The organism is Collinsella sp. AF19-1LB, from assembly GCF_003459655.1.
Taxonomy (GTDB): domain Bacteria; phylum Actinomycetota; class Coriobacteriia; order Coriobacteriales; family Coriobacteriaceae; genus Collinsella.
In genome coordinates this window covers 31,870-58,486 of sequence record NZ_QRWO01000005.1, presented here as the reverse complement: position 1 = coordinate 58,486, position 26,617 = coordinate 31,870, and the positions used below count along the sequence as shown (strand labels likewise).

Annotated in this window: 25 protein-coding genes; 9 read left to right on the top strand and 16 right to left on the bottom strand. The window is 59.7% G+C overall.

Annotated elements, in window-relative coordinates; genetic code table 11:
• Positions 1 to 335 precede the first annotated feature (335 nt).
• The 6 genes from DWX39_RS02490 to DWX39_RS02465 all read right to left on the bottom strand — a co-directional run bounded on the left by DWX39_RS02490 (position 336) and on the right by DWX39_RS02465 (position 8,658).
• Positions 336 to 5,117, bottom strand: coding sequence for a 2-hydroxyacyl-CoA dehydratase (locus DWX39_RS02490; protein ID WP_117758393.1), 4,782 nt, complete (start codon positions 5,115 to 5,117; stop codon positions 336 to 338).
• 11 nt (positions 5,118 to 5,128) lie between these two features.
• The gene (locus tag DWX39_RS02485) at positions 5,129 to 5,839 is read right to left on the bottom strand and encodes a TetR/AcrR family transcriptional regulator (protein ID WP_117758392.1); all 711 of its coding nucleotides are present in this window, start codon (positions 5,837 to 5,839) and stop codon (positions 5,129 to 5,131) included.
• Between the two features lie 120 nt (positions 5,840 to 5,959).
• Positions 5,960 to 6,817 (bottom strand): HAD-IIB family hydrolase, encoded by an 858-nt coding sequence (locus DWX39_RS02480; RefSeq protein WP_117758391.1) that lies wholly within the window; start codon positions 6,815 to 6,817, stop codon positions 5,960 to 5,962.
• 87 nt (positions 6,818 to 6,904) lie between these two features.
• Positions 6,905 to 7,018, bottom strand: coding sequence for a P-II family nitrogen regulator (locus tag DWX39_RS02475; protein ID WP_233508861.1), 114 nt, complete (start codon positions 7,016 to 7,018; stop codon positions 6,905 to 6,907).
• Between the two features lie 59 nt (positions 7,019 to 7,077).
• Complete coding sequence (locus DWX39_RS02470) at positions 7,078 to 8,097, bottom strand: putative ABC transporter permease (RefSeq protein WP_233508858.1); 1,020 nt, start codon at positions 8,095 to 8,097, stop codon at positions 7,078 to 7,080.
• Positions 8,098 to 8,100: 3 nt separating this feature from the next.
• Complete coding sequence (locus DWX39_RS02465) at positions 8,101 to 8,658, bottom strand: HD domain-containing protein (RefSeq protein ID WP_117758390.1); 558 nt, start codon at positions 8,656 to 8,658, stop codon at positions 8,101 to 8,103.
• A gap of 228 nt (positions 8,659 to 8,886) precedes the next feature.
• Between DWX39_RS02465 and DWX39_RS02460 the strand changes: the two genes are divergently transcribed.
• The 6 genes from DWX39_RS02460 to DWX39_RS02435 all read left to right on the top strand — a co-directional run bounded on the left by DWX39_RS02460 (position 8,887) and on the right by DWX39_RS02435 (position 15,412).
• Positions 8,887 to 10,668 carry a 1-deoxy-D-xylulose-5-phosphate synthase gene (locus tag DWX39_RS02460; RefSeq protein ID WP_117758389.1) on the top strand — a complete coding sequence of 594 codons (1,782 nt, stop codon included), beginning with the start codon at positions 8,887 to 8,889 and terminating at the stop codon, positions 10,666 to 10,668.
• A gap of 457 nt (positions 10,669 to 11,125) precedes the next feature.
• Positions 11,126 to 12,121 (top strand): glutamate ABC transporter substrate-binding protein, encoded by a 996-nt coding sequence (locus DWX39_RS02455; RefSeq protein WP_117758388.1) that lies wholly within the window; start codon positions 11,126 to 11,128, stop codon positions 12,119 to 12,121.
• A gap of 138 nt (positions 12,122 to 12,259) precedes the next feature.
• Entirely contained in the window at positions 12,260 to 12,919 is a 660-nt protein-coding gene (locus DWX39_RS02450) for an amino acid ABC transporter permease (RefSeq protein WP_022094657.1), read from the top strand.
• Entirely contained in the window at positions 12,916 to 13,749 is an 834-nt protein-coding gene (locus DWX39_RS02445) for an amino acid ABC transporter permease (protein ID WP_117758387.1), read from the top strand. Before DWX39_RS02450 ends, DWX39_RS02445 begins: the two co-directional genes overlap by 4 nt.
• Positions 13,750 to 13,785: 36 nt before the next feature.
• Positions 13,786 to 14,550, top strand: coding sequence for an amino acid ABC transporter ATP-binding protein (locus DWX39_RS02440; RefSeq protein ID WP_089572310.1), 765 nt, complete (start codon positions 13,786 to 13,788; stop codon positions 14,548 to 14,550).
• 52 nt (positions 14,551 to 14,602) lie between these two features.
• Complete coding sequence (locus tag DWX39_RS02435) at positions 14,603 to 15,412, top strand: gamma-glutamyl-gamma-aminobutyrate hydrolase family protein (RefSeq protein ID WP_117758386.1); 810 nt, start codon at positions 14,603 to 14,605, stop codon at positions 15,410 to 15,412.
• Positions 15,413 to 15,522: 110 nt separating this feature from the next.
• On the opposite strand, the gene DWX39_RS02430 is transcribed toward DWX39_RS02435, so the two are convergent.
• The 8 genes from DWX39_RS02430 to DWX39_RS02395 form a co-directional block, all read right to left on the bottom strand.
• Complete coding sequence (locus tag DWX39_RS02430; protein ID WP_117758385.1) at positions 15,523 to 16,341, bottom strand: hypothetical protein; 819 nt, start codon at positions 16,339 to 16,341, stop codon at positions 15,523 to 15,525.
• Positions 16,325 to 17,149 carry a hypothetical protein gene (locus DWX39_RS02425; RefSeq protein WP_117758384.1) on the bottom strand — a complete coding sequence of 275 codons (825 nt, stop codon included), beginning with the start codon at positions 17,147 to 17,149 and terminating at the stop codon, positions 16,325 to 16,327. Before DWX39_RS02425 ends, DWX39_RS02430 begins: the two co-directional genes overlap by 17 nt.
• The gene (locus DWX39_RS02420; RefSeq protein ID WP_117758383.1) at positions 17,146 to 17,907 is read right to left on the bottom strand and encodes an ABC transporter ATP-binding protein; all 762 of its coding nucleotides are present in this window, start codon (positions 17,905 to 17,907) and stop codon (positions 17,146 to 17,148) included. Before DWX39_RS02420 ends, DWX39_RS02425 begins: the two co-directional genes overlap by 4 nt.
• A gap of 144 nt (positions 17,908 to 18,051) precedes the next feature.
• Positions 18,052 to 18,381: a helix-turn-helix transcriptional regulator gene (locus DWX39_RS02415; RefSeq protein WP_117758382.1), complete on the bottom strand. Its 330-nt coding sequence runs from the start codon at positions 18,379 to 18,381 to the stop codon at positions 18,052 to 18,054.
• An 8-nt stretch (positions 18,382 to 18,389) separates the two neighbouring features.
• Complete coding sequence (locus DWX39_RS02410; RefSeq protein ID WP_117758381.1) at positions 18,390 to 18,950, bottom strand: hypothetical protein; 561 nt, start codon at positions 18,948 to 18,950, stop codon at positions 18,390 to 18,392.
• Between the two features lie 230 nt (positions 18,951 to 19,180).
• Positions 19,181 to 19,537, bottom strand: a complete 357-nt coding sequence (locus DWX39_RS02405; RefSeq protein ID WP_117758380.1) for an Hpt domain-containing protein — start codon at positions 19,535 to 19,537, stop codon at positions 19,181 to 19,183.
• Between the two features lie 23 nt (positions 19,538 to 19,560).
• Positions 19,561 to 21,441 carry a diguanylate cyclase gene (locus tag DWX39_RS02400; protein WP_117758379.1) on the bottom strand — a complete coding sequence of 627 codons (1,881 nt, stop codon included), beginning with the start codon at positions 21,439 to 21,441 and terminating at the stop codon, positions 19,561 to 19,563.
• Between the two features lie 211 nt (positions 21,442 to 21,652).
• A complete protein-coding gene (locus DWX39_RS02395; RefSeq protein ID WP_117758378.1) occupies positions 21,653 to 22,450 on the bottom strand; it encodes an alpha/beta fold hydrolase in 798 nt (265 codons plus the stop codon).
• Positions 22,451 to 22,675: 225 nt separating this feature from the next.
• Here DWX39_RS02395 and DWX39_RS02390 point away from each other — a divergent pair, with 225 nt between their 5' ends.
• The 3 genes from DWX39_RS02390 to DWX39_RS02380 all read left to right on the top strand — a co-directional run bounded on the left by DWX39_RS02390 (position 22,676) and on the right by DWX39_RS02380 (position 25,570).
• The gene (locus DWX39_RS02390; RefSeq protein ID WP_117758377.1) at positions 22,676 to 23,452 is read left to right on the top strand and encodes a radical SAM protein; all 777 of its coding nucleotides are present in this window, start codon (positions 22,676 to 22,678) and stop codon (positions 23,450 to 23,452) included.
• Positions 23,453 to 23,612: 160 nt separating this feature from the next.
• Positions 23,613 to 24,500 (top strand): type I methionyl aminopeptidase, encoded by an 888-nt coding sequence (map, locus tag DWX39_RS02385; protein ID WP_117758376.1) that lies wholly within the window; start codon positions 23,613 to 23,615, stop codon positions 24,498 to 24,500.
• A gap of 134 nt (positions 24,501 to 24,634) precedes the next feature.
• Positions 24,635 to 25,570: a D-2-hydroxyacid dehydrogenase gene (locus DWX39_RS02380; RefSeq protein WP_117758375.1), complete on the top strand. Its 936-nt coding sequence runs from the start codon at positions 24,635 to 24,637 to the stop codon at positions 25,568 to 25,570.
• A gap of 179 nt (positions 25,571 to 25,749) precedes the next feature.
• On the opposite strand, the gene DWX39_RS02375 is transcribed toward DWX39_RS02380, so the two are convergent.
• Together DWX39_RS02375 and DWX39_RS02370 are read right to left on the bottom strand one after the other, a co-directional pair.
• Positions 25,750 to 26,241 carry a PIN domain-containing protein gene (locus DWX39_RS02375; RefSeq protein ID WP_117629925.1) on the bottom strand — a complete coding sequence of 164 codons (492 nt, stop codon included), beginning with the start codon at positions 26,239 to 26,241 and terminating at the stop codon, positions 25,750 to 25,752.
• A complete protein-coding gene (locus tag DWX39_RS02370; RefSeq protein WP_117584152.1) occupies positions 26,234 to 26,614 on the bottom strand; it encodes a translation repressor RelB in 381 nt (126 codons plus the stop codon). The genes DWX39_RS02375 and DWX39_RS02370 overlap by 8 nt, the downstream gene beginning before the upstream one ends.
• Positions 26,615 to 26,617: the final 3 nt, after the last annotated feature.

Here is a 26,617-nt window from a genome sequence, read left to right as displayed (position 1 = left end):
AAACGGGCGGTATTTCGCGGCAAACGGCTACATATGTTCATTATCTCAGGGCTTCAAGGGCAATTTATGGTGCCACCGAGACGTCATTTTCGAAAGTATGCGGCAAACTCCGGAACTCTTGAGCACATCCTGGTTTTTCACCAATAAAACCGCAGGTACAGAGCTTGGACATATCCGGTGTGCTCGGCCTATTCAGATTTTGCCGCATACTTCCGAAATCTAAGTTCGCAAAGGGTGATAGTTGGGGCGTTTACGCAACATATGTCCAGCAAAAACGGGTGGTAGCCGGCACGGCTGCCACCCGTTTGTCTCATATCTAGCCCATAGCGGGCAAGCTACTTCTTAATGCCGCGTCCCAGACGCTTGGCGACCGATGTGACGGCCTCCTCGCTGGCCGGCCCGCAGCTCACGCAGCCATCGTGGGCACGCATCTGGCCGGTGACCTCGTCCATCGCGAGCGGCGCCACCTTCTCGAGCTTAAAGCCCTTGCCGGCGCGCATGTTTTCCTTTGCCACGCTGATCATAAGCTTAATACGGTTGAGCTGGTTGACCTCGGACGCACCAGGATCATAGTCCACCGCGACGATGTTGCTCTCGGGATGCTGACGGCGCAGTTCCTTGATCACGGCCTTACCCACCACGTGGTTAGGCAGGCACGCGAAGGGCTGCGTGCAGATGATGTTGGGTGCGCCATGATCGATCAGGTCGAGCATCTCGGCCGTGAGCAGCCAGCCCTCGCCCATGTTGTTGCACACCGAAAGCACCGTACGGGCCTTGTCCGCCATGGTGCCGATGCGCTCGGGCGCCTCGAAGCGGCGGGACTTCTCGAGCATCTCCTCCACCGGCGTGCGCATCCAGTCCACAAGCTTGATGAGCGCTTGCATGCCCGCGCGTGTAGTAGCAGAGCTTCCCAGCTCGTCTTTCTGCAGCTCGGCGTTGCTCATGGAGTAGAGGAAGAAGTCGAGCAGGCCCGGTACCACGGCCTCGCAGCCCTCGCGCTCGATGACATCGACCACGTGGTTGTTTGCCGTGGGATGGAACTTGACCAAGATCTCGCCGACCACGCCCACGCGCGGCTTAGTACCCTCGCCCACGAGCGGCATGGTGTCGAACGCTCGGATGGCCTCGCGGCACAGCTTGGTGTAGTTGTGGCGGTTGAACTTGGGCGCCAACTTGCGGGCGCGCGCCATGTACTCCTCGTAGAGCGCGTTGGCGGCACCGGGCGTGGCCTCGTACGGGCGGCAGCGGTAGAGCATCTGCATCATCACGTCGCCAAAGAGCACCGCGTAGACTGCCTGCTTAAGCAGCGCCGGCGTAATCTTAAAGCCGGGGTTGTCCTCGCCCAGCGCCACGGCCGAAAGCGAGATCACCGGAATCTCGGGGTGACCGCTCTCGCGCAGGGCCTTGCGGATGAGTGCGATGTAGTTGGTGGCACGGCAGCCGCCGCCGGTCTGGCTGATGACCACGGCGGTCTTGGACAGGTCGTACCGACCGCTCTCGATGGCCTCCATAATCTGGCCCGTCACCAGAATCGACGGGTAGCAAATGTCATTGTTCACATAGCGCAGGCCAGCCTCGACGGCATCGTGGTCGGTCGAGGGCAGCAGCTCCAAGTTGTAGCCGGCACCGCGGAACACCTCTTTGACCAGGTCAAAGTGGATCGGCGCCATCTGCGGGCACAGGATGGTATAGCCCTCGTCGCGCATCTGCTCGGTAAAGGGCACCTTGGGCCACGCGGTCGAGGCGCTCTCTCGCTGCGCCTCGAACGTGTACTTGCGGCTCGCGAACGCGGGGACATCCGTGGAGGGCGCCACCGGCGCGGCGTCGCCCTGCTCGTAGGCCTCGCCCGCTGCCGTAGCCTCGGCCAAGCGCTCGGCCTCCTGGTCCTTAAGCGCGGCCATGAGCGAGCGGATGCGGATGCGCGCGGCGCCCAGGTTGGACACCTCATCGATCTTGAGCACGGTGTAGATCTTGCCGCTGGCTTCCAGAATCTCCTGCACCTGGTCGGTGGTCAGGGCGTCCAAGCCGCAGCCGAAGGAGTTGAGCTGAATCAGGTCCAAATCGTTGCGCATCGTCACAAAACGGGCGACGGCGTACAGGCGGCTGTGGTACATCCACTGATCGACGACGCGAATCGGACGCTCGGGCTTTACCAGATGCGCGAGCGAATCCTCGGTAAAGACCGCAAAACCAAAGCTTGAGATAAGCTCGGGCAGGGCGTGGTTGATCTCGGGGTCGTTATGGTAGGGACGACCGGCGAGCACGATGCCGTGACCGCCGTGGTCCTCGACCCACTTAAGAGCCTCCTCGCCCATGGTCTGGATGTCCTCGTGGAAACGCGCATCGGCCTCAAAGGCGGCGTTGACGGCGGCATCGACCTCGGAACGCGTGATCTTGGGCCCACGCACGCGACCGCGACCGGCTTGCGCATCGGCCACACGGTCGACGGCGAGCACCTGGTACAGACGGCGCTTGAGCTCGGTCTTGTCATGATAGGGCACAAACGGGTACAGGAACTCGATATTCTGCTCGCGAATCTCATCGATATTGAGCGCCAACGCCGTGGGGTAGCTCATGACGATGGGGCAGTTGTAGCAGTTACCGGCCGTCGGGTCCTCCTTGCGCTCCCAGCGCACGCACGGCATCCAGATAAAGTCGACATCGCGGTCGATGAGGTTCATAACGTGGCCGTGGCTCATCTTTGCCGGGTAGCACACGCTCTCGGACGGCATGGACTCGATGCCCGCCTGGTAGGTCTTTTTGCTCGACTGGTCGGACAGCTGCACGCTAAAGCCCAAGCGCGTAAAGAACGCGTGCCAGAAGGGGTAGTTCTCGTACATGTTGAGCGCGCGCGGGATGCCGACGGTGCCGCGCGGGGCCTCGTCGGGGCTCAGCACCTCGCGGTTAAAGAGCAGATCGTTCTTCTTTTTGAAGAGGTTGGGCGCCTCGGTCTTTTGCTTTTTGTGGCCGGCACCCTTCTCGCAGCGGTTACCGGTAATGAAGCGCCTGCCGCCGCCAAAGTCGTTGACGGTGAGCTGGCAGTTGTTGGAGCAGCGGCCGCAGCGGACATGCTTTTGCGTCACGGTGAGGTGCGCGATGTCCTCGGCCGAAAGGATGGTCGAGGTGCCGTCGGCGCCGGCGCGATCGCGGGCGAGCAGGGCCGCACCATAGGCGCCCATGCAGCCGGCGATGTCGGGACGCACGGCATGAACGCCGGTGAGCTGCTCAAACGCGCGCAACGTGGCGTCGGACATAAAGGTGCCGCCCTGAACGATCACCTGGCTGCCGATCTCCTTGGGGTCGCGCAGCTTAATGACCTTGAACAGGGCATTCTTGATGACGGAATAGGACAGGCCGGCCGCGATGTCGCCCACCGTGGCACCTTCCTTTTGCGCCTGCTTGACGCGCGAGTTCATAAAGACCGTGCAGCGACTGCCCAGGTCGACGGGGGCCTTGGCATGGATGGCGGCATCGGCAAACGCGCGCACGTCCATGTTCATAGACACGGCGAAGCTCTCGATAAAGCTGCCGCAGCCCGATGAGCAGGCCTCGTTGAGCATGATGTGCTCAATCACGCCGTCCTTAACGCGCAGACACTTCATGTCCTGGCCGCCGATGTCCAGGATGAACTCGACGCCGGGCAGGAATGCCTTGGCGCCACGCAGGTGCGCAACGGTCTCGATCTCGCCGGAGTCGGCCTTGAGGGCCTCGATGAGCAGCGCCTCGCCGTAGCCCGTGGTGGTCACGTGGCCGATGGTACAGCCGGCGGGGATGTGGTTGTAGAAATCGGCCATGATGACCTTGGCCGTGCCCAGGATGTCGCCGTTGTTGTTGCCGTACCAGGTGTGCAACAGCTGGCCGTCCTCGCCCACGAGCGCGGCCTTCATGGTGGTGGAGCCGGCGTCGATACCGATGAACACGCGGCCGGTGTAGCCGTCGAGCTTGCCCTTGGGGACGACTTCGGTGTCGTGGCGACCCTTGAACTCGGCAAAGTCCTCGACGGTGGCAAAGAGCGGGTCCAGGCGCTCGACCTCGGCGCCCTGCGTGTCACCCAGGGCATCGATGGCCTCGATGAGCCGCGGGAACGTGCTGAGCTTGTTGGACTCATGCGCCATGGCGGCACCGCTCGCCACAAACAGGTGGGCATTTTGGGGCACGATACGGTGCTCCTCGTCCAGGTTGAGCGTGAGGTAGAAGCGGTGGCGCAGCTCGGAGAGGTACTGCAGCGGGCCGCCCAGGAAGGCGACGTTGCCGCGGATGGGGCGGCCGCACGCCAGGCCCGAGATGGTCTGGGTCACGACGGCCTGGAAGATGGAGGCAGCCACGTCCTCGGGGCGGGCACCTTCGTTGAGCAGCGGCTGCACGTCGGTCTTGGCAAAAACGCCGCAGCGGCTGGCGATGGGATAGATGGTGGTGGCGTTGGCCGCGAGCTTGTTGAGGCCGCTCGCGTCGGTGTGCAGCAGGGTTGCCATCTGGTCGATGAAGGCGCCCGTACCGCCGGCGCAGGTGCCGTTCATGCGCTGCTCGATGCCGTTGTCGAAGTAGATGATCTTGGCGTCCTCGCCGCCCAGCTCGATGGCGACGTCGGTGGCCGGGATGAGGGTCTCGACGGCGCGTTTGCTGGCGATGACCTCCTGGACAAACTCCAGGTCGAGCCACTGGGACAGCAGCAGGCCGCCCGAGCCGGTAATGGCGCAGGTCATCTGGGCCGTCGGCAGCACGGTCGCGGCACCCTCGAACAGGTCGCGGGCGCAGGCACGGACGTCGGTGTGATGGCGCTGGTACTTGGCGTAGACGATCTGGTTGTCGTCGTTGAGCACGGCGAGCTTAACGGTGGTGGAGCCCACGTCGATGCCCAGGTGCAGGTTGCCACGAGCGTTCTCGGGGTTGAAGATTGCATCTTCGGGGGCGTGGGCGGCGGCTACGGGCTCAGCGGCGGTAGCGGGCTCACCAGTGACGGACGCCTCCCCTGCCGCGTTCTTGGCATCGGCAACTGCCTCGGCAACTTTCTCGGCTGCCGCGGTCGCGGCCTTCTGCGCAGCGTCCACCACGGCGGGCGCGGCCTCGCGTGCGGCAGCAACCATGCGGTCCTTGATGCCCTCGACGAGTTTGCTCATTGTCTCTCCTCTTAGTTGTTGGACTCGACGGTTGCGGCGGTGTCGACCGCGTCCTCGAGCTGCAAATTCAAAAGCTTCATGCCGTATTCCGGCACGTTGATATCGATGGGTTGGCCATACAGGTCGCCGGGGCGCACAAAGGCGATAACCGTCATAATGCGCGCCATGGCCTCGGGCGATTCGGTGAGCCCACGCTCAAACCAGCGCTGAATCATGCCGACCTCGGCGCTCACGACGTAGGTGACGTAGTAGTCAAAGAACGTGCCCAGCGCCAGGCCCAAAATGCCCGTCTGCGCACGCGGCACCACAGCCTCACGCGCGGTGTCGATAATCCTTTTAATAAAGGCCTGGTCGCCGCCCGGACCCAGCAGCGCACCGATTAAGTCGCGGTTGGCCGCAAGATAACGCAGCAGCTCAACCGAACCGGGCGCCGGCTCGAGCTCGTCAATGTTACGGTAAAGATCGGGCAGCTGAGCTGAGGTGATGAGCTCAATGCGCTCACGGATCTCGGCCAGCAAGCCGTCCTCGATTTGATTGATAAAGTCGGGAATATCGCGATAGTGCGAATAGAACGTGCGGCGCGTAAGGCCAGCACGCTCGGTGAGCGACGCGACATTAATGCGCGAAAGGTCGCCGCTTTCGGCAAGCTCGCTGGCAAGTGCCTGGCGAAGGGCACGCTGCGAGCGAAGGGACCGGCGATCGCATTTCTCGAGCTGGGACAAGCGTCCTCCTTGTTACTCAGCCTGTGCGCTATTGCACAGTGCGAGTATTATTGCACACCGTGTGTATCAACACGTAAAGGCAATATTTGGGATGTGACAAAGGGACAGTCCCTTTGTCCCTTATTCGATGACGGTGCGGGAGTTTTGCTTGCGCATGGTGGCGAGCATGTGTTTGGGGACGGCGTGGACCATGCAGCTGCCGATAGTTGCGCTCGCGGCGACCTTGGCTGCATCGCTGCCGTTTTTGGTCGCGTAGCTGTGGCGGAAACGCTTGAGCATGGCGATGTCGTTGCCGCCGTCTCCATAGACCGCGACCTCGTCCTCGGCAATACCGTAGTAGCCCGCCAGCCAGGCCACGCTCTCGCCCTTGTTGCATGCCACGTCCGTGATCTCGAACATCACCGGATCGAACGGCGCGTTGACCACATGGTCCGAGCGCTCGGCAAGATATGCCTTAAGGTCACGCTCCAGCTCGGGCGAGGTCACGCGGCAGTTGATCTTGCACACATCGTGGCGCAGGATGTCACCGATCGACTGGTCAAAATACTGTTCCTCGTGATACCCGCCGCGTGCACGCATGCCGCGCATCACAATACGCTTGATGGGGCTGTCCTTTTTAAAGCCCGCCTGATGCATCTCGAACGAACCGCTCGAGTACATGCCATCGGGCGTGGAGCAATCAAAGCAAATGTCCGGAAACGCCTTGAGCAGTTCCTCAGTGACTTGCGGATCGATGGTCCAGGTCTTGAGCACCTCACCATGGCTGTCGCGCACGATGGACCCATTGGAGCAGCAGGCGTCAAGCGCCAGGCCCGTAAAGCCATGCTCGCCAATCGGCAACGTTGAGCGTCCAGTCGCGGGAACCACATGCAAGCCAGCCTCGGTCAGCTCGCGGATGGCACGGCGGATGGTCCCATCCGCCTCATGCAGTGCGTTCAGCAGCGTTCCGTCTAAATCACTCGCGAACATCTTGATCATGGGCGTGCCTCTCCTTCGTCTACACGATATTGTAGACGAGAACGGGCGTGCCCCAAGAGAGGCACGCCCGTCAGGCGAAAGATTGTCCTACACCGCGGCGGGGCCGTGCTCGCCGGTGCGGATGCGGATGACTTCTTCGACCGGCTCGACCCAGATCGTGCCATCTCCAACGGTGCCGTAATCTTGGAAACGGCGCGGCAACGGACGCGAAACCAACGGGAAATACGCGAGCAAGGAAGCCGTGAGTGCGTCCGTCCCAGCTAGCGCCGGAACAGCTCGCGGGCTCGGTCGCGAAGGTCGGTGGCTCGGATGACGCCCTCGTAGCGGTTGATGCGCAAGCGCGGGAAGGCATTAAAGAAGCGCAGGTCGCGACGGCTGAGCGACACGCTCGGCACCGGACGGCTCATGCGCTTGCCGGCAAGGCGACGACTGAGTGACGGACGCGGCATGCTCGGCGCGGCATCGGCCACGCGGCGGGCAGCGAGTGCCAGGCCGCGAGCACCATCCGCGATAAACGTCGGCATCGAAGCCTTCTCGCGCAGGGCATCGAGCGCGGCGTCACCCAGCTCGGCCAGCCACGCGTTAACGGCACGGCTGCGGATGTGCGTCTGTGTCACCGAGTCAATCGTCGATTCGGGAATGCGCTCGAGCATTGAGTCCGAGGCATCGGCAAGCGACTCGTTGATGCGGTCGGCAAGGTCGGCCCGGACGCGCTCCAGCTGATCGGACAGACGCCGCCAGCTCGCCAACGAGCACACCGCGTCAACCATCATCGCGACCGCGACGACAAAGGCGGACAGCCGCACAATCAGCACCGGCAGATGGCCAAGCAGCCCCAGCAATGCCGGCTCCACTAAACGGCAAATGCACAACGCACCCAGGCCAAACGCGCAGGCCCAGTACAGGCAGATGCGCCCGTGCAGGTTAAACGGCAGATGCGAATAGTCCCAAAAGCGAGCGCCCGTTGTTTTTTCCAACAGCACACCAACACTGTATTCGATCACGCTGCATACGAGCGCTGCAGCGACAAACTGGCTCGAGGCATCCGGAATCCCGCGCAACAGCAGCCAGCAGGCAATGCCGCCCGCGCCATAGATGGGGCAGCACGGCCCCAGCAAAAAGCCACTGTTGGCAAATCGTCCGTGGTTGAGCATGGCGCAGACTGTCGACTCCCACACCCAGCCGCAAAAACCGTAGAAGGCAAACGAGAGCACCAGCGCCGAGAGCGGACAGGCGGCAAGCGTCGCGCCGTCAAATGCCATGTCGATCGCGGTTTCCACCGTCTACCCTCTCCTCTTTTCGCTCGAATCTTTGCTCGAACCGTCACTCGTGCCCTCGTTCAAATCGTTCGCGCCGCCTTTGCGCGGCAGACGGCCGGCAATCGTCTCGCGCAGTGCGCACCATTTATCCGCCAGGCACACAATCCATGCCTCACGACACGTCGGCGGCACCGGTACCAGCGGAAACATATGCCGTACGATAATATTCCGCTCGCGCGGCGTCAGCTCAAAATCTTCCTCCGCACGCGCCAAGGCAAAAAACGGGTGACGAAAGCCATGCAGTCGATGGCTTGGGTCGGGATCGTGCCAGTCATAGAGAAAGTAATCGTGCAGCAGGGCCCCGCGCAGCAGCGATAAGCGGTCGACGGAGATACCGACGCGGCCCAGGCGCTCGGCAAAGGACAGACTTGCCCGCGCTACCGAGGTCACATGCGTATAGACCGTCACATCGCCATGTTGGATAAACTCATGCATCAGGTCCAAGCGGCCCGCCTGGGCAAGCTGACGGGCGGCATCGTCGACCTCGCGCGCGATTTTCTCGGCACGAACGGTATCGGACATGCGGCCTCCTTCCGGCGGCGCTCGGCGGCAAGCCGCGGCCTGCGCGCAATGAATAAAATCATCATCGAATTTACCAGTATGGCATCGGACAAAACGTTTTGCCCCACCAGTTGGCGAATTACCGCGCCGCCGTCACATATCAAACGCCAAAATGTGCGAGACTGTCTTGTGCAATTGTGCCGGCCGAGGGAGTGCCGGCGCACGATTCGCATGGAGTAACCCACAACGATGCTGCTTACGCAAACGACAACGCCCGAGGACGTCAAGGCTCTCGATCGCGCCGAGCTTCCGCTGCTCTGCGGCGAGATCCGCCACGCCATCCTCGAAAGCTCCGCCGCCGTCGGCGGGCACGTTGCCCCCAACCTGGGCGTCGTTGAGCTTACGGTTGCGCTCCATCGCGTGTTTAACTCCCCCATCGACAAGATTGTCTTTGATGTTTCGCACCAGACCTACGCCCACAAGGCGCTGACTGGGCGCGCGTACACTTATATCGACCCGGCACGCTACGGCGAGGCCTCTGGTTTTGCCAATCCTGACGAGTCCGAGCACGACCTGTTCGCCATGGGCCACACCTCCACGTCGGTGAGCCTGGGCTGCGGCTTGGCGCACGCTCGTGACCTGGCGGGCGATGCGTACAACGTCATCACCATCATTGGCGACGGTTCGCTTTCGGGCGGTCTGGCGTTTGAGGGCTTTAACAATGCCGCCGAGCTCGACAGCAACCTGATCATCATCGTCAACGATAACGACCAGTCCATCGCCGAAAACCACGGTGGCCTGTATCGCAATCTGGCCGAGCTACGCGCCAGCAACGGCACCTGTGAGCGCAACGTTTTCCGCGCGATGGGGCTCGACTACTGCTATCTGGACACCGGCAACGATGTGTTGGCCCTGGTCGACACGCTGCAGGAGCTGCGCGATATCGATCATCCCATCGTGCTGCACGTCTCCACCGCAAAGGGCAAGGGCTTTGAGCCAGCCCAGAGCGACCCCGAGCGCTGGCATCATGTGGGTCCGTTTGACATGGCGACTGGGCGCAAGCTCTGCCCGGGCCATCCGAGCGAGCCTGCGCCGCGCACCTATGCCGACATTACGGGCGAGGCGCTCAGCGCCGCCATCGAGCGCGATCCGCAGGTCGTGGGCATCACGGCCGCCACGCCCTACATTATGGGCTTTACACCCGAGCTTCGCGCTGCCGCCGGCAAACAGTTCGTCGATGCGGGCATTGCCGAGGAGCACGCTGTGACCTTTGCCACCGCGCTTGCACGCTCGGACGCCAAGCCAGTCTTTGGTGTGTACGGCACGTTTTTGCAGCGCGCCTACGACGAGCTGTGGCACGACCTGTGCCTCAACGACGCCCCGGCAACCATCCTGGTGTTTGGCGCGTCGATCTTTGGCACCACATCCGAGACGCACCTCTCGTTCTTCGATATTTCCATGCTGGGCGCTCTTCCCAACATGCACTACTTGGCGCCGGCCTGCATGGAGGAATATCTGTCCATGCTGAGCTGGTCGCTCGACCACCGCGAGCATCCCGTGGCGATCCGCGTACCGGGCATTGGCCTGGTGAGCCGTCCCGACCTTGCGCCCGCCGAAGGCACCGACTACAGCGCCGTTCGCTACAACGTGGTGCGCCAGGGTCGCGACGTAGCAGTGCTCGCGCTCGGCGATTTCTTTGAGCTGGGCGAGCGCGTGGCAAACCGCTTGGCTGCCGAGTACGGTATCGAGGCCACGCTCGTCAACCCGCGCTTTGCAACCGAGCTTGACCGTGAGTTCCTCGACAGCCTTGTCGCTGAGCATCGCGTTGTCGTCACCCTCGAGGACGGCATCTTGGACGGTGGCTGGGGCGAGCGCGTGGCATGTTATCTGGCCTGCACGCCGCTGCGCACGCGCACCTTTGGCATCGCCAAGGGCTTCCCCGACCGCTACGACCCCAACGAGTTGCTCGCTCAGAACGGCATGACGGTCGAGAACATGGCCGCCGAAGCCGTAAGGCTACTCAACGAGTAAGAAAACCTCCGCAAGGGAAGCACCCCTGCGGAGGTTTTTGTTTTCACGACACGATTATCTCAATCTGTAACATCTAGGGCCCGAATTTCCGTCTACCTGTTACAGATTGAGATAAGACATCTTAGTCCCAGACCTTTGTCTCAATCTGTAACAGATAGGGACCTTTTGGCCGTCCAGATGTTACAGATTGAGACATTCGAATTCCCCTGAAGAGAAAATCTCGATCTGTAACAGTTACTCGGCAAAAACGGCTGCAGATGTTACAGATTGAGACAAAGCAGCGAGACAGGCCACCACATCTGCAAGAACCACCACAAAGGTGCCTGTCCCTTTTTGGTAGGTACAATAACCCATAAGGTAAGTATGTTTCTGAGTTATTTCGTGTTGACCCATTTGAGCGCGATGGGGTATAACTCTACTCAACCGCTAGGGATTTTATTGAGAAAGGTGTTCTCCCATGAGCAAGAACCTCTCCCAGCAGGTCGTTCTCGACCGCCGCGGCTTCGTTGCCGCCACCTTCGCAACCGTCGCCGGCCTTGGTCTTGCCGGCTGCTCCGACACCAGCGCCGAGGCCGACAAGGGTTCCGCCGCCGGCTCCTCCAAGAGCTCCGAGGATACCGAGGCTTCCACCACGCTCGACGCCAAGACGTTCGACAAACTTGTCGACAACGGCCCCAAGGCCGATGACGACGCCATCGCCGCCAGCACCTGGGCCACGGCCGTCAAGGATGCCGGCGTCTTTACGATCGGTGGCGTCCAGACCTCCACGCTCTTCTCCCTCCTCAACGAGAAGGACGGTCAGACCCGCGGCTTCGACGCCGGTATCGCACAGCTCCTGTCCAACTACATTCTGGGCGAGAACAAGGTCGAGATCACCCAGGTGACCTCTGACACGCGTGAGTCCGTCCTGCAGAACGGCCAGGTCGACGCCGTCTTTGCCACCTACACCATCACTGACGAGCGCAAGAAGCTCGTCTCCTTTGCCGGTCCCTATTACTACACGCAGCAGACCATCCTGGTACTCGCCGATAACGACGACATCAAGAGCGTCGACGACCTGGCCGACAAGAACGTCGCCGTCCAGTCCGGCTCCAACGGCCCCGCCATCCTGGAGGAGCTCGCTCCCAAGGCCAGCCAGCAGGAGTTCAAGACCGACGAGGAGGCCCGCCAGGCACTCCAGCAGGGTCGCGTTGACGCCTACGTCATCGACAACAACATGCAGCAGAGCGCCCTGGTCCGCGAGCCCGGTAAGTACAAGATTGCCGGCAAGCCCTTCGGCAGCAAGGAGCCCTATGGCATCGGCCTGCCGCTCGATTCCGACGGCGTCGCCTTCGTCAACGACTTCCTTAAGAAGATTGAGGACGACGGCACCTGGACCGAGCTGTGGCAGATCTGCATCGGCGACCGCACGGGCGACACCAATGTTCCCGAGCTGCCCGAGATCGGCGCCTAGGCAGCGAGCCTGGTAACGACCGCAATGAAACCATACGGAAACGCATGATGCGCTTTATTGCGGTAAACTGTTTCCTCACTGAGTTGTCGGGGCTTCCGTACACACGGGAGCCCCTTTCCTTACCGGCGGGAGGTCCGCATGAGTCTCTCCGAGCTCTGGTCGCTCTATGGCCAGAACTATATCGACGCGCTGCTAGCAACCTGGGGCATGACGCTTGAGTCGTTTGCCATCGCCATGGTGCTGGCCGTCGCCGTCACCGTGATGCGCGTGTCGCCGCTCAAGCCGCTGCGCGTCTTTGGCGACCTGTATGTCCAGGTCTTCCGTAACATCCCCGGCATCGCGCTGCTCATTATCGTCGTCTATGCGCTGCCCCCGCTCAAGGTCGTCCTGCCCTACCGCACCTGCGTCATCGTCGCCACAGTGCTCTTGGGTTCTGCCTTTGGCTCCGAGAACTTTATGAGCGGCATCAACACCGTCGGTGTCGGCCAGGTGGAAGCCGCCCGCTCGCTGGGCATGAGCTTCAGCCGTATCCTCGCCAAGATCGTGATTCCGCAGGCGCTGCGCTCGAGCGTGCTGCCCATGACCAACCTCTTTATCGCCGTCATGCTCACCACCGCGCTCGGCAGTCAGGTGCCGCTTAAACCGCAGGAGCTCACCGGCGTGGTGAGCTACATCAACACGCGCTCGCTCGGCGGCGTCGCCGCGTTCTTTATCTCGGCGCTCGGCTACCTGGGCACGGCCTTTGTGGTGAGCCACATTGGCAACTATATCGATAAGAAGGTGAGGATCCTCCGATGAGCAAGCACTCCACCTCCGCGCTCACCATGCGCGATGCGCTCTACGAGGCTCCCGGCCCCAAGATGCGCGCCAAGATTCGCGTCGGCACCGCCATCTCACTTGTTGCCGTGGCCGCGCTCATCGCTCTGGTACTGCAGCGCTTTTATGTGACCGGCCAGCTTTCGGTCCATTACTGGTACTTCTTTACGCACCTCACCACCTGGAAGTTCCTGCTTGCCGGTTTTGAGGGCACAGTAAAGGTCGCGCTCACCGCCGGCGCCATCGCGCTGGTACTGGGCTTAGCCCTCATGCTCGGCCGTACCAGCGACATCAAGCCGCTGCAGCTGGTCTGCCGCGTGCTCACCGATTTCTTCCGTGGCGTGCCGAGCCTGCTATTCATCTACTTCTTCTTTTTGGTGCTGCCCCAGTACAAGATCGCGCTGCCGTCGTTTTGGATGCTCACGCTTCCCGTCGCGCTCGCCGCAGCCGGCGTACTCGCCGAGATCTTCCGCGCCGGCGTCAATGCCGTGCCGCGCGGCCAGGTCGAGGCAGCCCAGGCGCTCGGTCTCTCCAAGGCTAAAATCACCTTTAAAATCGTGCTGCCGCAGGCCATTCGGTTTATCATTCCGTCGTTGATTTCGCAGCTTGTGGTCGTCGTCAAAGACACCACCGTCGCCTACGTGGTGAGCTACCCCGACCTTATGCAAAACGCCCGCGTGCTCATTACCAACTACGACGCCCTCGTGTCGGTCTACCTGGTGATCGCGGTCATCTATATCCTCATCAACGTCGCAATCAACAAGGCCGCTGTCTACGTTTCGCACAAGACCGGCGCGACCATCATTCGCTAACGATTTACCATTTCGAGTCATAAGGAGCCGAGCACCATGGCACAGAGCACTTCTTCTACCGGTAATCAGCCGCTGATCGAGCTCAAGCACGTCGATAAGCACTATGGCGATCTGCACGTCCTCAACGACATCAATCTCTCGGTCGACCGCGGCGAAGTCGTCGTCGTGATCGGCCCCTCGGGCTCGGGCAAGTCGACCATGTGCCGAACCATCAACCGCCTGGAAACCATCGACTCGGGCGAGATCCTCATCGAGGGCGAGCCTCTGCCGCAGGAAGGCAAGGATCTTGCCCGCATGCGCGCCGAGCTGGGCATGGTGTTTCAGCAGTTCAACCTGTTCGCGCATATGACGGTGCTGCAGAACGTCATGCTGGGGCCGGTCGACGTGCTGGGCGTGTCCAAGGAGGAAGCTCGTGAGCGCGCCATGGACCTGCTGAGCCGCGTGGGCGTTGCCGAACAGGCCGACAAGGTGCCCGCTCAGCTCTCGGGCGGCCAGCAGCAGCGCGTGGCCATTGCCCGCTCGCTCGCCATGCAGCCCAAGGCCATGCTCTTCGACGAGCCCACGAGTGCCCTTGACCCCGAGATGATCAACGAGGTGCTCGAGGTCATGGTCCGCCTGGCCCAGCAGGGCATGACGATGATCGTCATTACGCACGAGATGAACTTCGCCCGCCGCGTTGCCGACCGCGTCGTGTTTATGGCCGACGGCCAGATCGTGGAAACCGGCACGCCCGACGAGTTCTTTGACCACCCCCAGACCAAGCGCGCCCAAGACTTCCTCAACTCCATCAAGGGCCACTAGCCCAATTGCCATATCTGCTCGCCATGACCATCCAAACTCGAAAGCAACACCTATGATCGGAACTCACACTTCATCGTCATACACCCCGCACGTCGACGTCGATCCCGCCGACCGCCCGCTCATCCTCGTCGCACCGCGCTGGGAAGAGGCGAAGCCGTTTTTAAGCGAGACGCTCTCCCCCAACGAGGAAATCGCAAGTGTCTTTGTCGATGCCATCCTTGCCGCCGGCGGCCTGCCGCTGCAGATGTCCATCACCGAGGACATTGAGGTCATCCGCCATTACGTCGATATCGCCGACGGTATCGCTATTCCCGGCGGCCCGGATGTCAACCCCAAACGTTGGGGCGATGATCGACCCTACGACCCCACGCTGTGCTGTGAGATCCGCGATAGCTTTGAATTTAAGCTGGTCGGCGAGGTACTCCGCGCCAAAAAGCCGCTCTTTACCACCTGCCGCGGCACGCAGTTGCTCAATGTCGCCACTGGCGGCACCCTGTGCATGGACGTGCCGAGCCTGGGCGCTCGCGAGGGCCGCACGCAGTGGCGCCATACCCACGTGCTCAACGACCCCGTACATCCCGTCGAGGTCGTGCCGGGCTCGCTGCTGGAGCGCGCGCTTGGCGGGCACAGGCTGATCCAGACCAACTCGGCACATCACTGCTGCGTCGACCGTCTGGGTAAGAGCACGCGTTTGGTCGCCAAGGCAACCGACGGTGTTCCCGAGTGCATCGAGGTCGAAGGCCAACCATTCTGTCTAGGCGTGCAATGGCATCCCGAGTACACGTGGAAGACGCTCGAAACCGACTTTAACCTGTGGAAGTCGTTTGTCGAGGCGGCGGCAAAGGTAAAGCAGGCCCGCTAGCTCGCGAACCACTCAGGTTAAAGCCTCCTAAGCCGGGGGGGGCGGACACCAGCTACGGTGCCCGCCCCCCTGTATTTGATATGCTCGGTATGATTATCCCTCACAAACAATCAGAGAAATCTTGACCGCAATCGGTCGACAGTAAAGCAAATGATAAAAACGCTTGCTACGTTTATGAGGCAGTCAATTAAAATCGAGATGCATTGACCATTCCCCAACGGGGTCACGCCGCAAATCCACATGAGCATCGAGGCTGGAAGCGGAAGCATGGAATTGGCCCCGATCTGTATGTAGATCGCTACGACGTTGACAAGCAACAGCATGCCAATCGGACCGAAGCCGGACCCAAAATAGGAAACAACGATTACGCAAGAAACCACGTATGCAAGGCAGGCAGCGGCAGCAAGAACAAGTCGATAGCAAAATACATGCAGGTTGAAATACTGCTGAGCATCCGAAACGATTGCACAGTTAAGACAGTACAAAACGACACTCGACAGGACAAACGCGCCCAAAAGGGCAAAAGAAGATAGCACCACTCGCGCAACGATAGCGCACACACGCTTCCCTCCCCGAGCCTCCGACAACCCCCACGGTTCCTCAATAAAGCCCGAACTGACAAAGCGCGGTACAATGCAAGCCGCGATGAACGGAAAGAACAATGCATGAGCCAACGGGGCTACGTTGAACAGCAGACCACGAAAAACCTCTGCATTACCAAATAGAAGGACATCCTCCGCCGATAGCCGAAGCGTCGGGTCTGGGAAAAAACCCAAGAAACTGTTCTCACGGAGGCTACAGAACCACATCGGGAAAGAAGTAAGCTGCAATATCACCATGTACGCATAAATTACCAGGATTAAGGCGTACGCCCATTTGCTCACATGCTTCAATTCTGACTGGAGAAGTCTTTTAATCTGACGAGCCATTGAGCACACCCCCAGCGCGAAAGCTCAAGAGAGCGTAAATCAATACCGATAGACAGCTGGCTGCCACGCCATATCCCAGAAGCGTCAGCTGCCCCATATCGCTATACCCAAGGGCACATCCGACTCCAAGGTACGGCCCCGGAAGGAAGAAGATCCATCGCAAGGATGGTATAGGTGCCTGAAGGAAAGCTCCGTAGAGCGTCAAGCTCATGACAAATCCAACTATCACCACGGCCCCGCTCAATACAGCGCTGCCCGTTATCCGATAGATGGTCACCGTCTCCAGCGCAACCGATATCACCAATACGGCGTTGACTATCATTGCGGGCAAAAATGCAGTCAGCATGCTATGCGCATAGTTTTGCCCTCCACGTGTTATCGCTATTACAAACAGAAGAAGGCAAAGCGCACTATATGCTGCGCCGATTATTAAAGCAGACGAAAGTACATGTGCCAGAACCCCGTTAAAGCGGGCAAGACCTCTTGCTGAAGAAATTCGGCATCCCTCTTCATAGCCGCGCTCCTGTAAAATCGCCAGGCAAACGATGAGCGGAACGAACAGAGAGGTGCCGGCAAAAGCACTGCGCACAAGGGACTCATCAGGCGCAGAAGAGTCGATTACATTCCAAAAGAATCCAATATCCTCCCCGCAAACGCTATTGCCAAAGGCTAGCAACGTTGTTCCGCTTTTTAGAAAGACACCGAAGAGAAGGCCGAACGCCAGCATAAGCGCAAGACAAAACTGCGCCGGAAACATCCTGTGTAAACGCATCATGTCCGCCTTTATGGGATGGATCGCCCGCTTCATAGCGAGACCGCCTTCATCAAGCGCCTGTAATACTCTTTTAGGGATGGCGCCTCATCCCTTATGACGTCCATCGGTTCCTTTTTCAGCAGTTCGCCGTCATGAAGAAACAGGCAGCTTGTTGCAACCGATGCCAACTCATCCAAATCATGACTAGAGATGAGCATGGTCTTACCCTGCTCTCGATTCAATCGACCGATAAGGGCCCATATACTCTCGATGCCCAACGGATCCAATCCATTTGCCGGCTCATCGAAAATTAGTACGTCGGTGTCGCCCAATAAAGCCGTAGCTATATCCAGCCGCCGTTTCATTCCCAAAGAAAAACTGCTCACGCTCTTTTTCTCTTCGACGTCCAGCCCGACTAGGCTCAAAACGCGAGGAATCTCACAATTCGCATCAAGCCCCCATTCCGAACATCGGATTTGGAGATTCTCAACCGCACTGAGGGATTGGTATGCTCCGCTGGAATCTGGCACATAGCCGACACGCGTCCGCATCAGGCCAAGCTCTCTTTTTGATTTGCCTCCAAAGAGCTCCACGCTCCCCGACGATGGCTCGCAGAGGCCCAAGACGATTTTAATAAGCGTGCTTTTGCCCGCACCGTTTGCACCGACAAGGGCACAGAGCTCAGACTGATGCACCTCGAAAGAAACGTCATGCAAAACGCGCCGTTTCCCGTAGCGCTTTGATACTTTTGATAGCTTTATCGCTGATGCGTTCATTGGCCTCCCGTTCTGCTTGATAGCAAAACCGCTCATATCGTTCCTTCTTTCCTTTATCGTTTTCCATGGTTGTTATTGTTTTTCGATAACTCATATTTGTCAAGATAATCTAAAAGAAGGGACCCGTGTTAGACACAGGTCCCTTCACGCTGATACTTCGTTTTAGTTGTTTGCCTTAAGCTACTCGTCACTCAAATCGACAGCGAAGACTGATGTCGGAAGCGATACCTCATTGCCTCCGCCGTCCCGCATCTGTCTCACGACATTTTTTGCGCGCTCGACAATAAGCTCCTCAAGCTCTTTCTCGCTCACGCGCTGAATAATATCTCCCGGTTGACAATCAAGCTCATCACAGATATCGAGAAGCGTCTTTAGGCGAATAGCTTTTATCTTTCCGTTTCTAAGCTTTGAAATATTAGCCGGAGTATGCCCCGTCGCCCGAATCAGATCAGCGCTGGTCTTTCCGGTCTTAAGCAGCTGCGTCTCAAGCTCGATGATGAGATAGCTCATGTTTCCTCCTACACAAGCTCGTCAGACTGCTCTTGGAGCAGCGAGGCATAACTCCAGATCGCCGAGATAAACAAACAGACAACTGCGCCGATAAACGACCCCGCATCAAAGGTAGCGCCTTGGCAAATCTCAATAACGAAGGAATGAGGCACGATGTAAAGCTCCAGTCCGCCAATGGTGAGATTGACCGATCCATAGGCACCAACAAGCGAAACCGCGGCGTTAACAGCAAAGGCAAGCGCGAGAACACGGATAAGCCGCACATGCGTCTTGGTAAAGGGCGAGACGCCCCGAGAGATGTTATGGCTGATTCCGCACAAAACGACAAGCGAAACACCCACGACGAGTGCCAGGCACAGCCCGCTTGGGATAACGATGCTCCCGCCATCGAGAAGCGTCACGACACCGAAAGAATCGACAGAAACAACGTTTGCAACCGCATACCAGATCACGTAAACAACCAACGCGGCAAAAGCGACGAGCATTCCCGCAAAAACGACCGCCATGCAAAAGCCAAGCTTCCTTACAGTCTCGCCCGCCTTGGCCATACGCTGAACGCTGTTGGACATACACTCACCCTCATCGAATCTATCGTTATCCGAATAGTTTATCGAACAACGATATGGATTGCATGCGGAAAGCCCCGCCAGTGCGCATAGGCCATTCACCAATCAGAAGGGGTGAGAGTGGATTTTTGGACACGTATCGAACGAGAGTGGATAATCTCCCACTTTGAGGTCGCCACCGGGCCTAAAACGGGAGATTATCCACTCTCATAGCCATCAAAGCTCGCGAGCTCTTACTCGGCCACCTCGCGCAGGGCCGACATCGTAGCCGCATATTGCTGCTGCAACGCATGCATTCCCGCGCGAGCGCCGTCAACGGCATCGGCGCCGCGCAGCGCCTCGGTCACCACGACCGCCGGCTCGTACAGATTATCGAATCCCAGGTTCTGGCTCACGCCCTTGAGCGTGTGAGCTGCCATAAACGCTTCCTTGGCGTCTCCTGCCGCCATGGCGGCCTCCAGCTTGTCCATGCTCTCGTCATCCAAAAACTTGAGGGCAAAGCGGGCAAGCATCTCCTCGCCCATCAGCCGAGTGCAAGCGTCATCATAATTGGCGCCGATCTTCTCATACGCTTCACGCATGGAAATCATGGATTCAAACTCCTTTGGTCAAACTAAATCGTAGGAAGCGCAACGACCTCGGCAGGGCGCGCCAATGTTTCGGCAATACGGTCTTGCACCTCGAGCAGACAGTCGAGCAGCAGCGGGTTAAAGGTGCCGCACTTACCGTCCAGGATCATCTGGATCGCCTCCTCGTGCGGGATGGCATCCTTGTACACGCGCACGCTCGTCAGCGCATCGTATACGTCGGCCACCGAAACCACCTGTGCGGCGATGGGGATATCGTCGCCCTTAAGGCCATCGGGATAACCCTTGCCGTCCCAGCGCTCGTGGTGCCAACGCGCAATCTGGTACGCATATTCCATAAGCGCATTACCGGCGTGATGGCTACCCAGCTCAAGCAGCATGTCGGCGCCGATCGTGGTATGCGTCTTCATAATCTCGAACTCATCGGGCGTAAGGCGTCCGGGCTTGTTGAGGATCGCATCGTCAATCGACATCTTGCCGATATCGTGCAGCGCCGAAGCCAGGGCGATCGTGGAGCGTTCCTCATTGTCGAGGGAGATCGTGCCGCTACGCTGGACCAGATAGCCAAGCAGCAGCTCGGTCAGCTTTTCGATGTTCGTAACGTGCCTGCCGCTCTCGCCGTTGCGAAGCTCCATGACGCCGGCCATGATGTCGATGAGCATGCGACTGTTCTTGACGCGCTCGTTGTACTGTTGGGACAGCAGGTTCGTCAGGCGGCGCTGTTTGGCGTACAGGCGGATGGTGTTGCTTACGCGGCGGCGCACGACACGGGAGTCAAACGGGCGGTTGATATAGTCCGAGGCGCCCAGCTCGTACGCGCGCAGAACCGCATCATCGGAATCTTCGCTCGAAATCATGATGACAGGCAGATTATCGATACCCGATCGGCGCGACAGATCGGCCAGCACCTCAAAGCCGCTTATGCCCGGCATCACAATGTCCAACAGCACGAGCGACAACTCATCGCCATAGCGGTCGACCATGTCGAGCGCCGCACGACCGTTATCGGCCTCGAGGATGCAATGCTCGTCCTTGAGCATCTCGCTGAGAATGGCTCGGTTCATCTCGGAGTCATCGGCGATAAGCACCAAAGGCTTTTCGCTTTGGAAGGCCTCGATGGAATCGGCATCGGTCACGACCGTACCGGCTTTTGCCTTAGCGCGGCTCAGTAACTGAGCAGCGCGGCCAACGCCCTCATCGACCGTCTCGCCATGAATGCGAACGCCACCAACACATGCCGTCAAGCTCACGTACTCATGGCCCGGAATAATCGTGGAATGAACGGCATCGGACACCTGATGCAGGCGACGGGTGAAGTCATCGGAGGGAATATTGGGCATGACAACCACAAACTTGTCGCAGCCATAGCGCACAAGCTCGTCAGTCGAACGAATTCCGCTGCGTATGGCTGTCGCCACAGCACCGAGCGCAAGGTCGCCGGCATGACGGCCACACGTATCGTTGAAGGCCCTAAAATCATCAACGTCGATCATCGCAACGCCGGCATTCATGCGGGCGCTGCGAAGCTTTTCCTCGTAATATCGGCGATTGCGCACGCTCGTCAGCACGTCGGTGTAGACAAGGTCCTCTTCCGCGGCCTCTTGCTCATCAATCGGACGCACCATCAGCAAGACGTGAGGCTCGCCCTCGACCTTCAGAGGGCGTAGACGGGCGCGGTACTCAGTGCCATCATTGAGCAGTTGCTCCGACACCTCATCGGAGTCTGCCAAAGCCTCAAGACTCGACTGACGCAGACAAGGGCAGCGATCGCCGGCGAGCAAGCAGTTAGGCTCGCTCTTAATCTGATCGGCCGACAGCAAACGCACCACGGGGTAGTTCTTCGCGACACGGGCGACCTCAGCGGCAGCCTCCTCGTCGGTTAGATTGACCTCGTGATTATTGAGCATATGGGGCCCTTTCGATAGTTTCGCATGGTAGCGGTGGGTTCCAAATGCTACAAGGGTAACACCTTGTCGATGCAGGTAAGTACGTGAATGCTGTTACATTTTTATGAGTTGGCAGGCGGCGCGATTGAAGTCGCAGACGTGAGGTTTTGAGCACATTTGTTAACACGGCCGAAACGTTTGCGGGTGAAGCCTGCTTTGGCCATTGCGGGTGTTAGAGCCCCAGGATGCCACGGACAGCCCGGGCAGCCGCTGCCGGGCGATCGCGCAGACCGTTATGCGCGCCCGGGATCGTCACGAGAGGGCAATCGAGATATTCGGCAGCCGCTCGCGTGCCAGCCTCGCGGGGCGTGCCAATCGAGAGCTCGCCCAGGAGCACGGCGGCCACCGTTTTTGACGCGCGAACGCTATCCCAATCGGGAACGCAGGTCATAGTAATCCCGTATTCATTGGCCATGAAGCAACGACCATTGCGCAGGGCATGTTTGGCTTCCGCTTCGGTCGTTCCAGGAGCCTCGGGGTCCAAGTCGCCGAGGGCTCCCAAGAAAAGCCGGAGCGCCCTTGAAACCTTTCCAGCCGCAATCATATCGAGCAAAACCGGGGCTGCGCCCATGCCGACGCCTTCGGCCGACACAGCCGGCTCATGCAGAATCGCACGGGCGACGAGATGGGGTTCGGTACGAAGAAGCTCCAGCGCCACCAACGTACCGGCGCTGTGCGCAAGCACATTTGTCGGAGCGCCAACGTGTTCGATCACGGCTTGCAGATCGGCGGCCTGAGCGGCAAGATCATAGCTGCCGTCTGCCGCATCGCTGCTGCCACCACAGCCGCGGCGGTCGTAGGCAATTACGCGGTAGTTGCGACTGAGCTCACAAGCGATGCCGTCGAAAAATGTGCCGTCGACACAAGCGCCGTGCACGCACACCAAGGCAGGAGCATCAGGCGACACATCCGGGTCGGCATATTCGCGACAGGCAATCGTGGTGCCCGCATTCTCGACCGTAAAATCCATGTTGTGCCCCCATCATCAATGCTCATCCAGTTGCACGTCAGCACGGTTGGATGGACCCGCATTGCTTTACACCTTGTTAACAGATTAACTTTACCCGACCCGAGGCTTTTCATGGCACGGCATCATGAGCGACGTGAAAAAACGAAACTTGTAAAGCAAGAGCCCACACCTTGCTTTGGAGCCGATGCTATGCTTAGGCACAATTGTCTTGAGGAGCATATGCCTATGTCTACGTTTTTGAATGCCAGCCCCATCTTTGGGCCCGTTCGCAGCCGTCGCCTTGGTCTCTCGCTCGGCGTCAACATGATGCCGGCCAGCGGCAAAATCTGCACGTTCGACTGCATCTACTGCGAGAACGGCCTCAACGCCGAGCGCCCCTGCCATGAGCCGTATAACACGGCTGCCGTGGTACTCGAAGCGCTCGAGGCAAAGCTGCGCGAGATGGCAGCCGAGGGCGAGCTCCCCGATGTAATCACCTTCGCAGGCAACGGCGAGCCCACCGCCGCACCGGAGTTTCCACGGGCCATCGCCGGCGCCGTCGCACTGCGCGACGAGCTTGCCCCAAACTCCAAGATCGCCGTGCTCTCCAACGGCACACGCGCCGACCGCCCCGAGGTGCACGACGCGCTCATGATGGTCGACGACAACATTCTTAAGCTCGATACCGTCGACCCGGCGTTTATCCAGCTGCTCGACCAGCCTGTTGGCCCCTACAACGTCGAACACCAGATCGAGACGTTCGCAAGCTTTGACGGTCACGTTATTATCCAGACGATCTTTTTGACCGGCGAGTATCAGGGCAAGCTCATCGACAATACCGGCGAGGAGTATGTTGCCCCCTGGCTCGCGGCGCTTGAGCGCATTCGTCCGCAGGAGGCGACCATCTACACGGTCGCGCGCGAGACACCAGTCGCCGGCCTTGCCAAAGCAGCGCCCGAGGTGCTCGACGCCATTGCCGCGCGCGTCCAAGCCCTCGGCATCCCCTGCCAGGTGAGCTACTAGCAAAACCACGCAGCAGCTAGTGTCAGCCATCCCGCTCCATCAGTTGCGGTGATATAGTTCCTATTTGTGCTGTTAAACCGCTTAAATCGGAACTATATCACCGAAACTTTTATGGACGCGTGGGTGGGCTATACTAGCTGCGAACGAAAGGAAGCTAGCCATGTATGACAAAGGACCCGTGCCCGGCCGCAACGACGCTTGCTGGTGCGGCAGCGGCAAGAAATACAAGAAATGCCATAGCGTCTTTGATGAGCGCCTCGAACGCTTGTGGGAAGAGGGCTGGGAGGTTCTGCCCCGCACGCTCTACAAGACGCCCGCCGATATCGAGGGCATCAAGCGCTCCGCCGCCATCAACGTGGGCGTGCTCGACTACGTAGGCGAGCACATCGCCGCGGGCATGACCACCAATCAGATCGACCAGATGATCTACGACTACACCGTCGAGCACGGTGGCACGCCGGCCGACCTCAACTACGAGGGCTATCCCAAGAGCGTGTGCACCTCGATCAACGACGTGGTCTGCCACGGTATCCCCTGCGATACGGACGTGCTGCACGAGGGCGACATTATCAACGTGGACTGCTCCACGATCTTGGACGGCTACTTTAGCGACTCGAGCCGTATGTTCTGCATCGGCAAGGTCTCTGCCGAGCGCCAGCGTCTGGTCGACGTCACTCGCGCCAGCGTGGAAGCGGGTCTAGCCGCCGTCAAGCCATGGCTACCGCTGTCCGTGATGGCCGAGGCAGTGCAAAAGACGGTCGAGGACGCCGGTTTTAGCGTGGTGCGCGAGTACGGCGGACACGGCATTGGCAAGGAGTTCCACGAGGACCCGTTTGTAGGCTTTACCACCGAGGCGCCCGATGTGGACACCATCATGGCTCCGGGCATGGTCTTTACCATCGAGCCCATGGTCAATGCCGGAGCGCCCGACATCAAGATTAGCAAGGGTGACGGTTGGTGCGTGCGCACCAAGGACGGCAGCGATTCGGCCCAGTGCGAGGTACAGCTCGTAGTGACCGAGGACGGCTACGAGCTGCTGAGCTGGTAGCCGCACGGACGCCGGGCGCTCATGGACTTATAACCGTCCATGAGCCCCCGGCGCTTTATTTAAGCGTTTTGCCTGATAAAACCTGCCAAAATAAACCTGTCCCTTTTTGGCAGGTTGAGTGGAGAGGACTGCTTGTGAACATCCTGGTTTTGCTGCCCGTCAACGATCGTCACCGCGCGATCCTCGAGTCGAGCGCTCCGGGCGAAGATTTTATCTACACGAGCGCCGACGCCGTCACGCGCGAGCAGGTCGCTGACGCCGACGTGATTCTGGGCAACGTTGACCCCGCCATGCTCCCCGCATGCCAGCACCTCCAGCTGCTGCAACTGCAGACCGCGGGCTATGACGACTACCTTGCCGCCGGCACCGTGCCGGCCGAGGCTAAACTGTCTTGCTCGATCGGCGCCTACGGTCAGGCCGTAAGCGAGCACATGTTTGCCATGGTGCTGTCAATGATGAAGCACCTGCCCGGCTACCAGGACCTGCAACGCGAACATCGCTGGGAGGATTTGGGGCCAGTTACCTCGCTCAAAAACGCCAACGTGCTGGTGCTGGGCGCGGGCGATATCGGCGGTCACTTTGCCACGCTCTGCCGCGGCATGGGCGCGCACGTCCGCGGCATCAAGCGCCATCCACTCGTCTACCCCATTGTGTTTGAGGACATGGACGGCATGGACGCCCTACCTGAGCGCCTGGCAGAGGCCGACATCGTCGCATCCTTTATGCCGAGCACGCCCGAGACCCGCGGTCTGGCGAACGCCGAGTTCTTTGCCGCGATGAAACCAGGTGCCTTCTTTGCCAACGGCGGCCGCGGCGACCTTGTGGTCACCGATGACTTGGTTGCCGTTCTGGAGTCGGGACATCTCGCCGGCGCCGCGGTCGACGTCACCGACCCCGAACCGCTGCCCGCGACAAGCCCCCTGTGGGATGCGCCCAACATGCTCATCACGCCGCACGTCTCCGGCTGGTTCCACCTGGCAGCCACGCTCAACAACGTCGTCGACATCGCCGCGGAGAATCTGCGTCACCTGCAGGCCGGCGAGACCCTGCGCTGCTGGATCGAGCACTAATTGTTCCGGCGTTTTGCCAAACGCCGGAACCCCTCGACGCTGCGAGCCCGCCAGAGCGGCAATCTGACGTTCAATCGTCGGGCATGGCCAAAAGGCCTATGCCCTCCTCTTTCACGTCACCTTGCTCACTCTGGCGGGCTCTCGCTGGCGTTTGCTCAACCTGCAGGGTCTTCAAATTGCTAGAGCGTTGCTAAGTAATTCTTTGCGTCTTCTACGCTCATTGCTGCAACGGGTGCGTGTGAACAGAGTTTGACATCGTTGGTGACCAGTAGATCTGCTTGAGCGCGTATCGCTGCCGCAATGATTAAATCGTCTTCGTAATCGCTATGGAGCTCACGCTGTCTGCTCGCCATCCAGATGTCGCTCAGGTCACAGGGCACTGGCGTGGCAAGCTGCGACAGCACGCTAAGACAATCCCATGCAAGCGAAGTCGCTACCGTAGCGGCATACTGGGAAAGCGAACCGTGCTCTCGCCGATACCATGCCTTATGTTCGCTTGAAATCAAATAAAACAGGTCTTTGGACGATGTCGCCGCATACAGCAAATCAACCTGCGCCGTGCATGCATCGCGTAAAAACTCAATCGCCACCGAACGACCACGTCGTGAGGGAATGAAGTAATCGAGCCACACGTTGGTGTCAACCAAGATGCGCTTTGGAGTCTCACTCATAGAGCCAGCTCATCTCCTCGCCATAGCGATCCGCATAGGCATTCCGTTTGAGCTCTTCGTCGTCCGATGGCTGAGCCTTGACCATATCGATTCCCGACTCACAGCAAGCGGCAGCGAACAGCTTCGACCCCTGATCCATAAGCTCGAGCTTACGTTTGGCGGCCTTTTCGCGCTCGCGCTGTTCCGCCCGGGCACGACTGGGCAGCAGGATATCCTCGAGCGCACCGGGGCGATCGGCCAGCGATGCTGCAAGCTGCCAGAGCGCTCGCACCGCTTGGCTCGGCGTCATACCGGCCTTGGAGAGAGCGGCGTCCCCACTCCTTTTAAGATCGGCATCGAGACGTACGTTGATCTGAGCGGCTGTTGTGGTCATGAC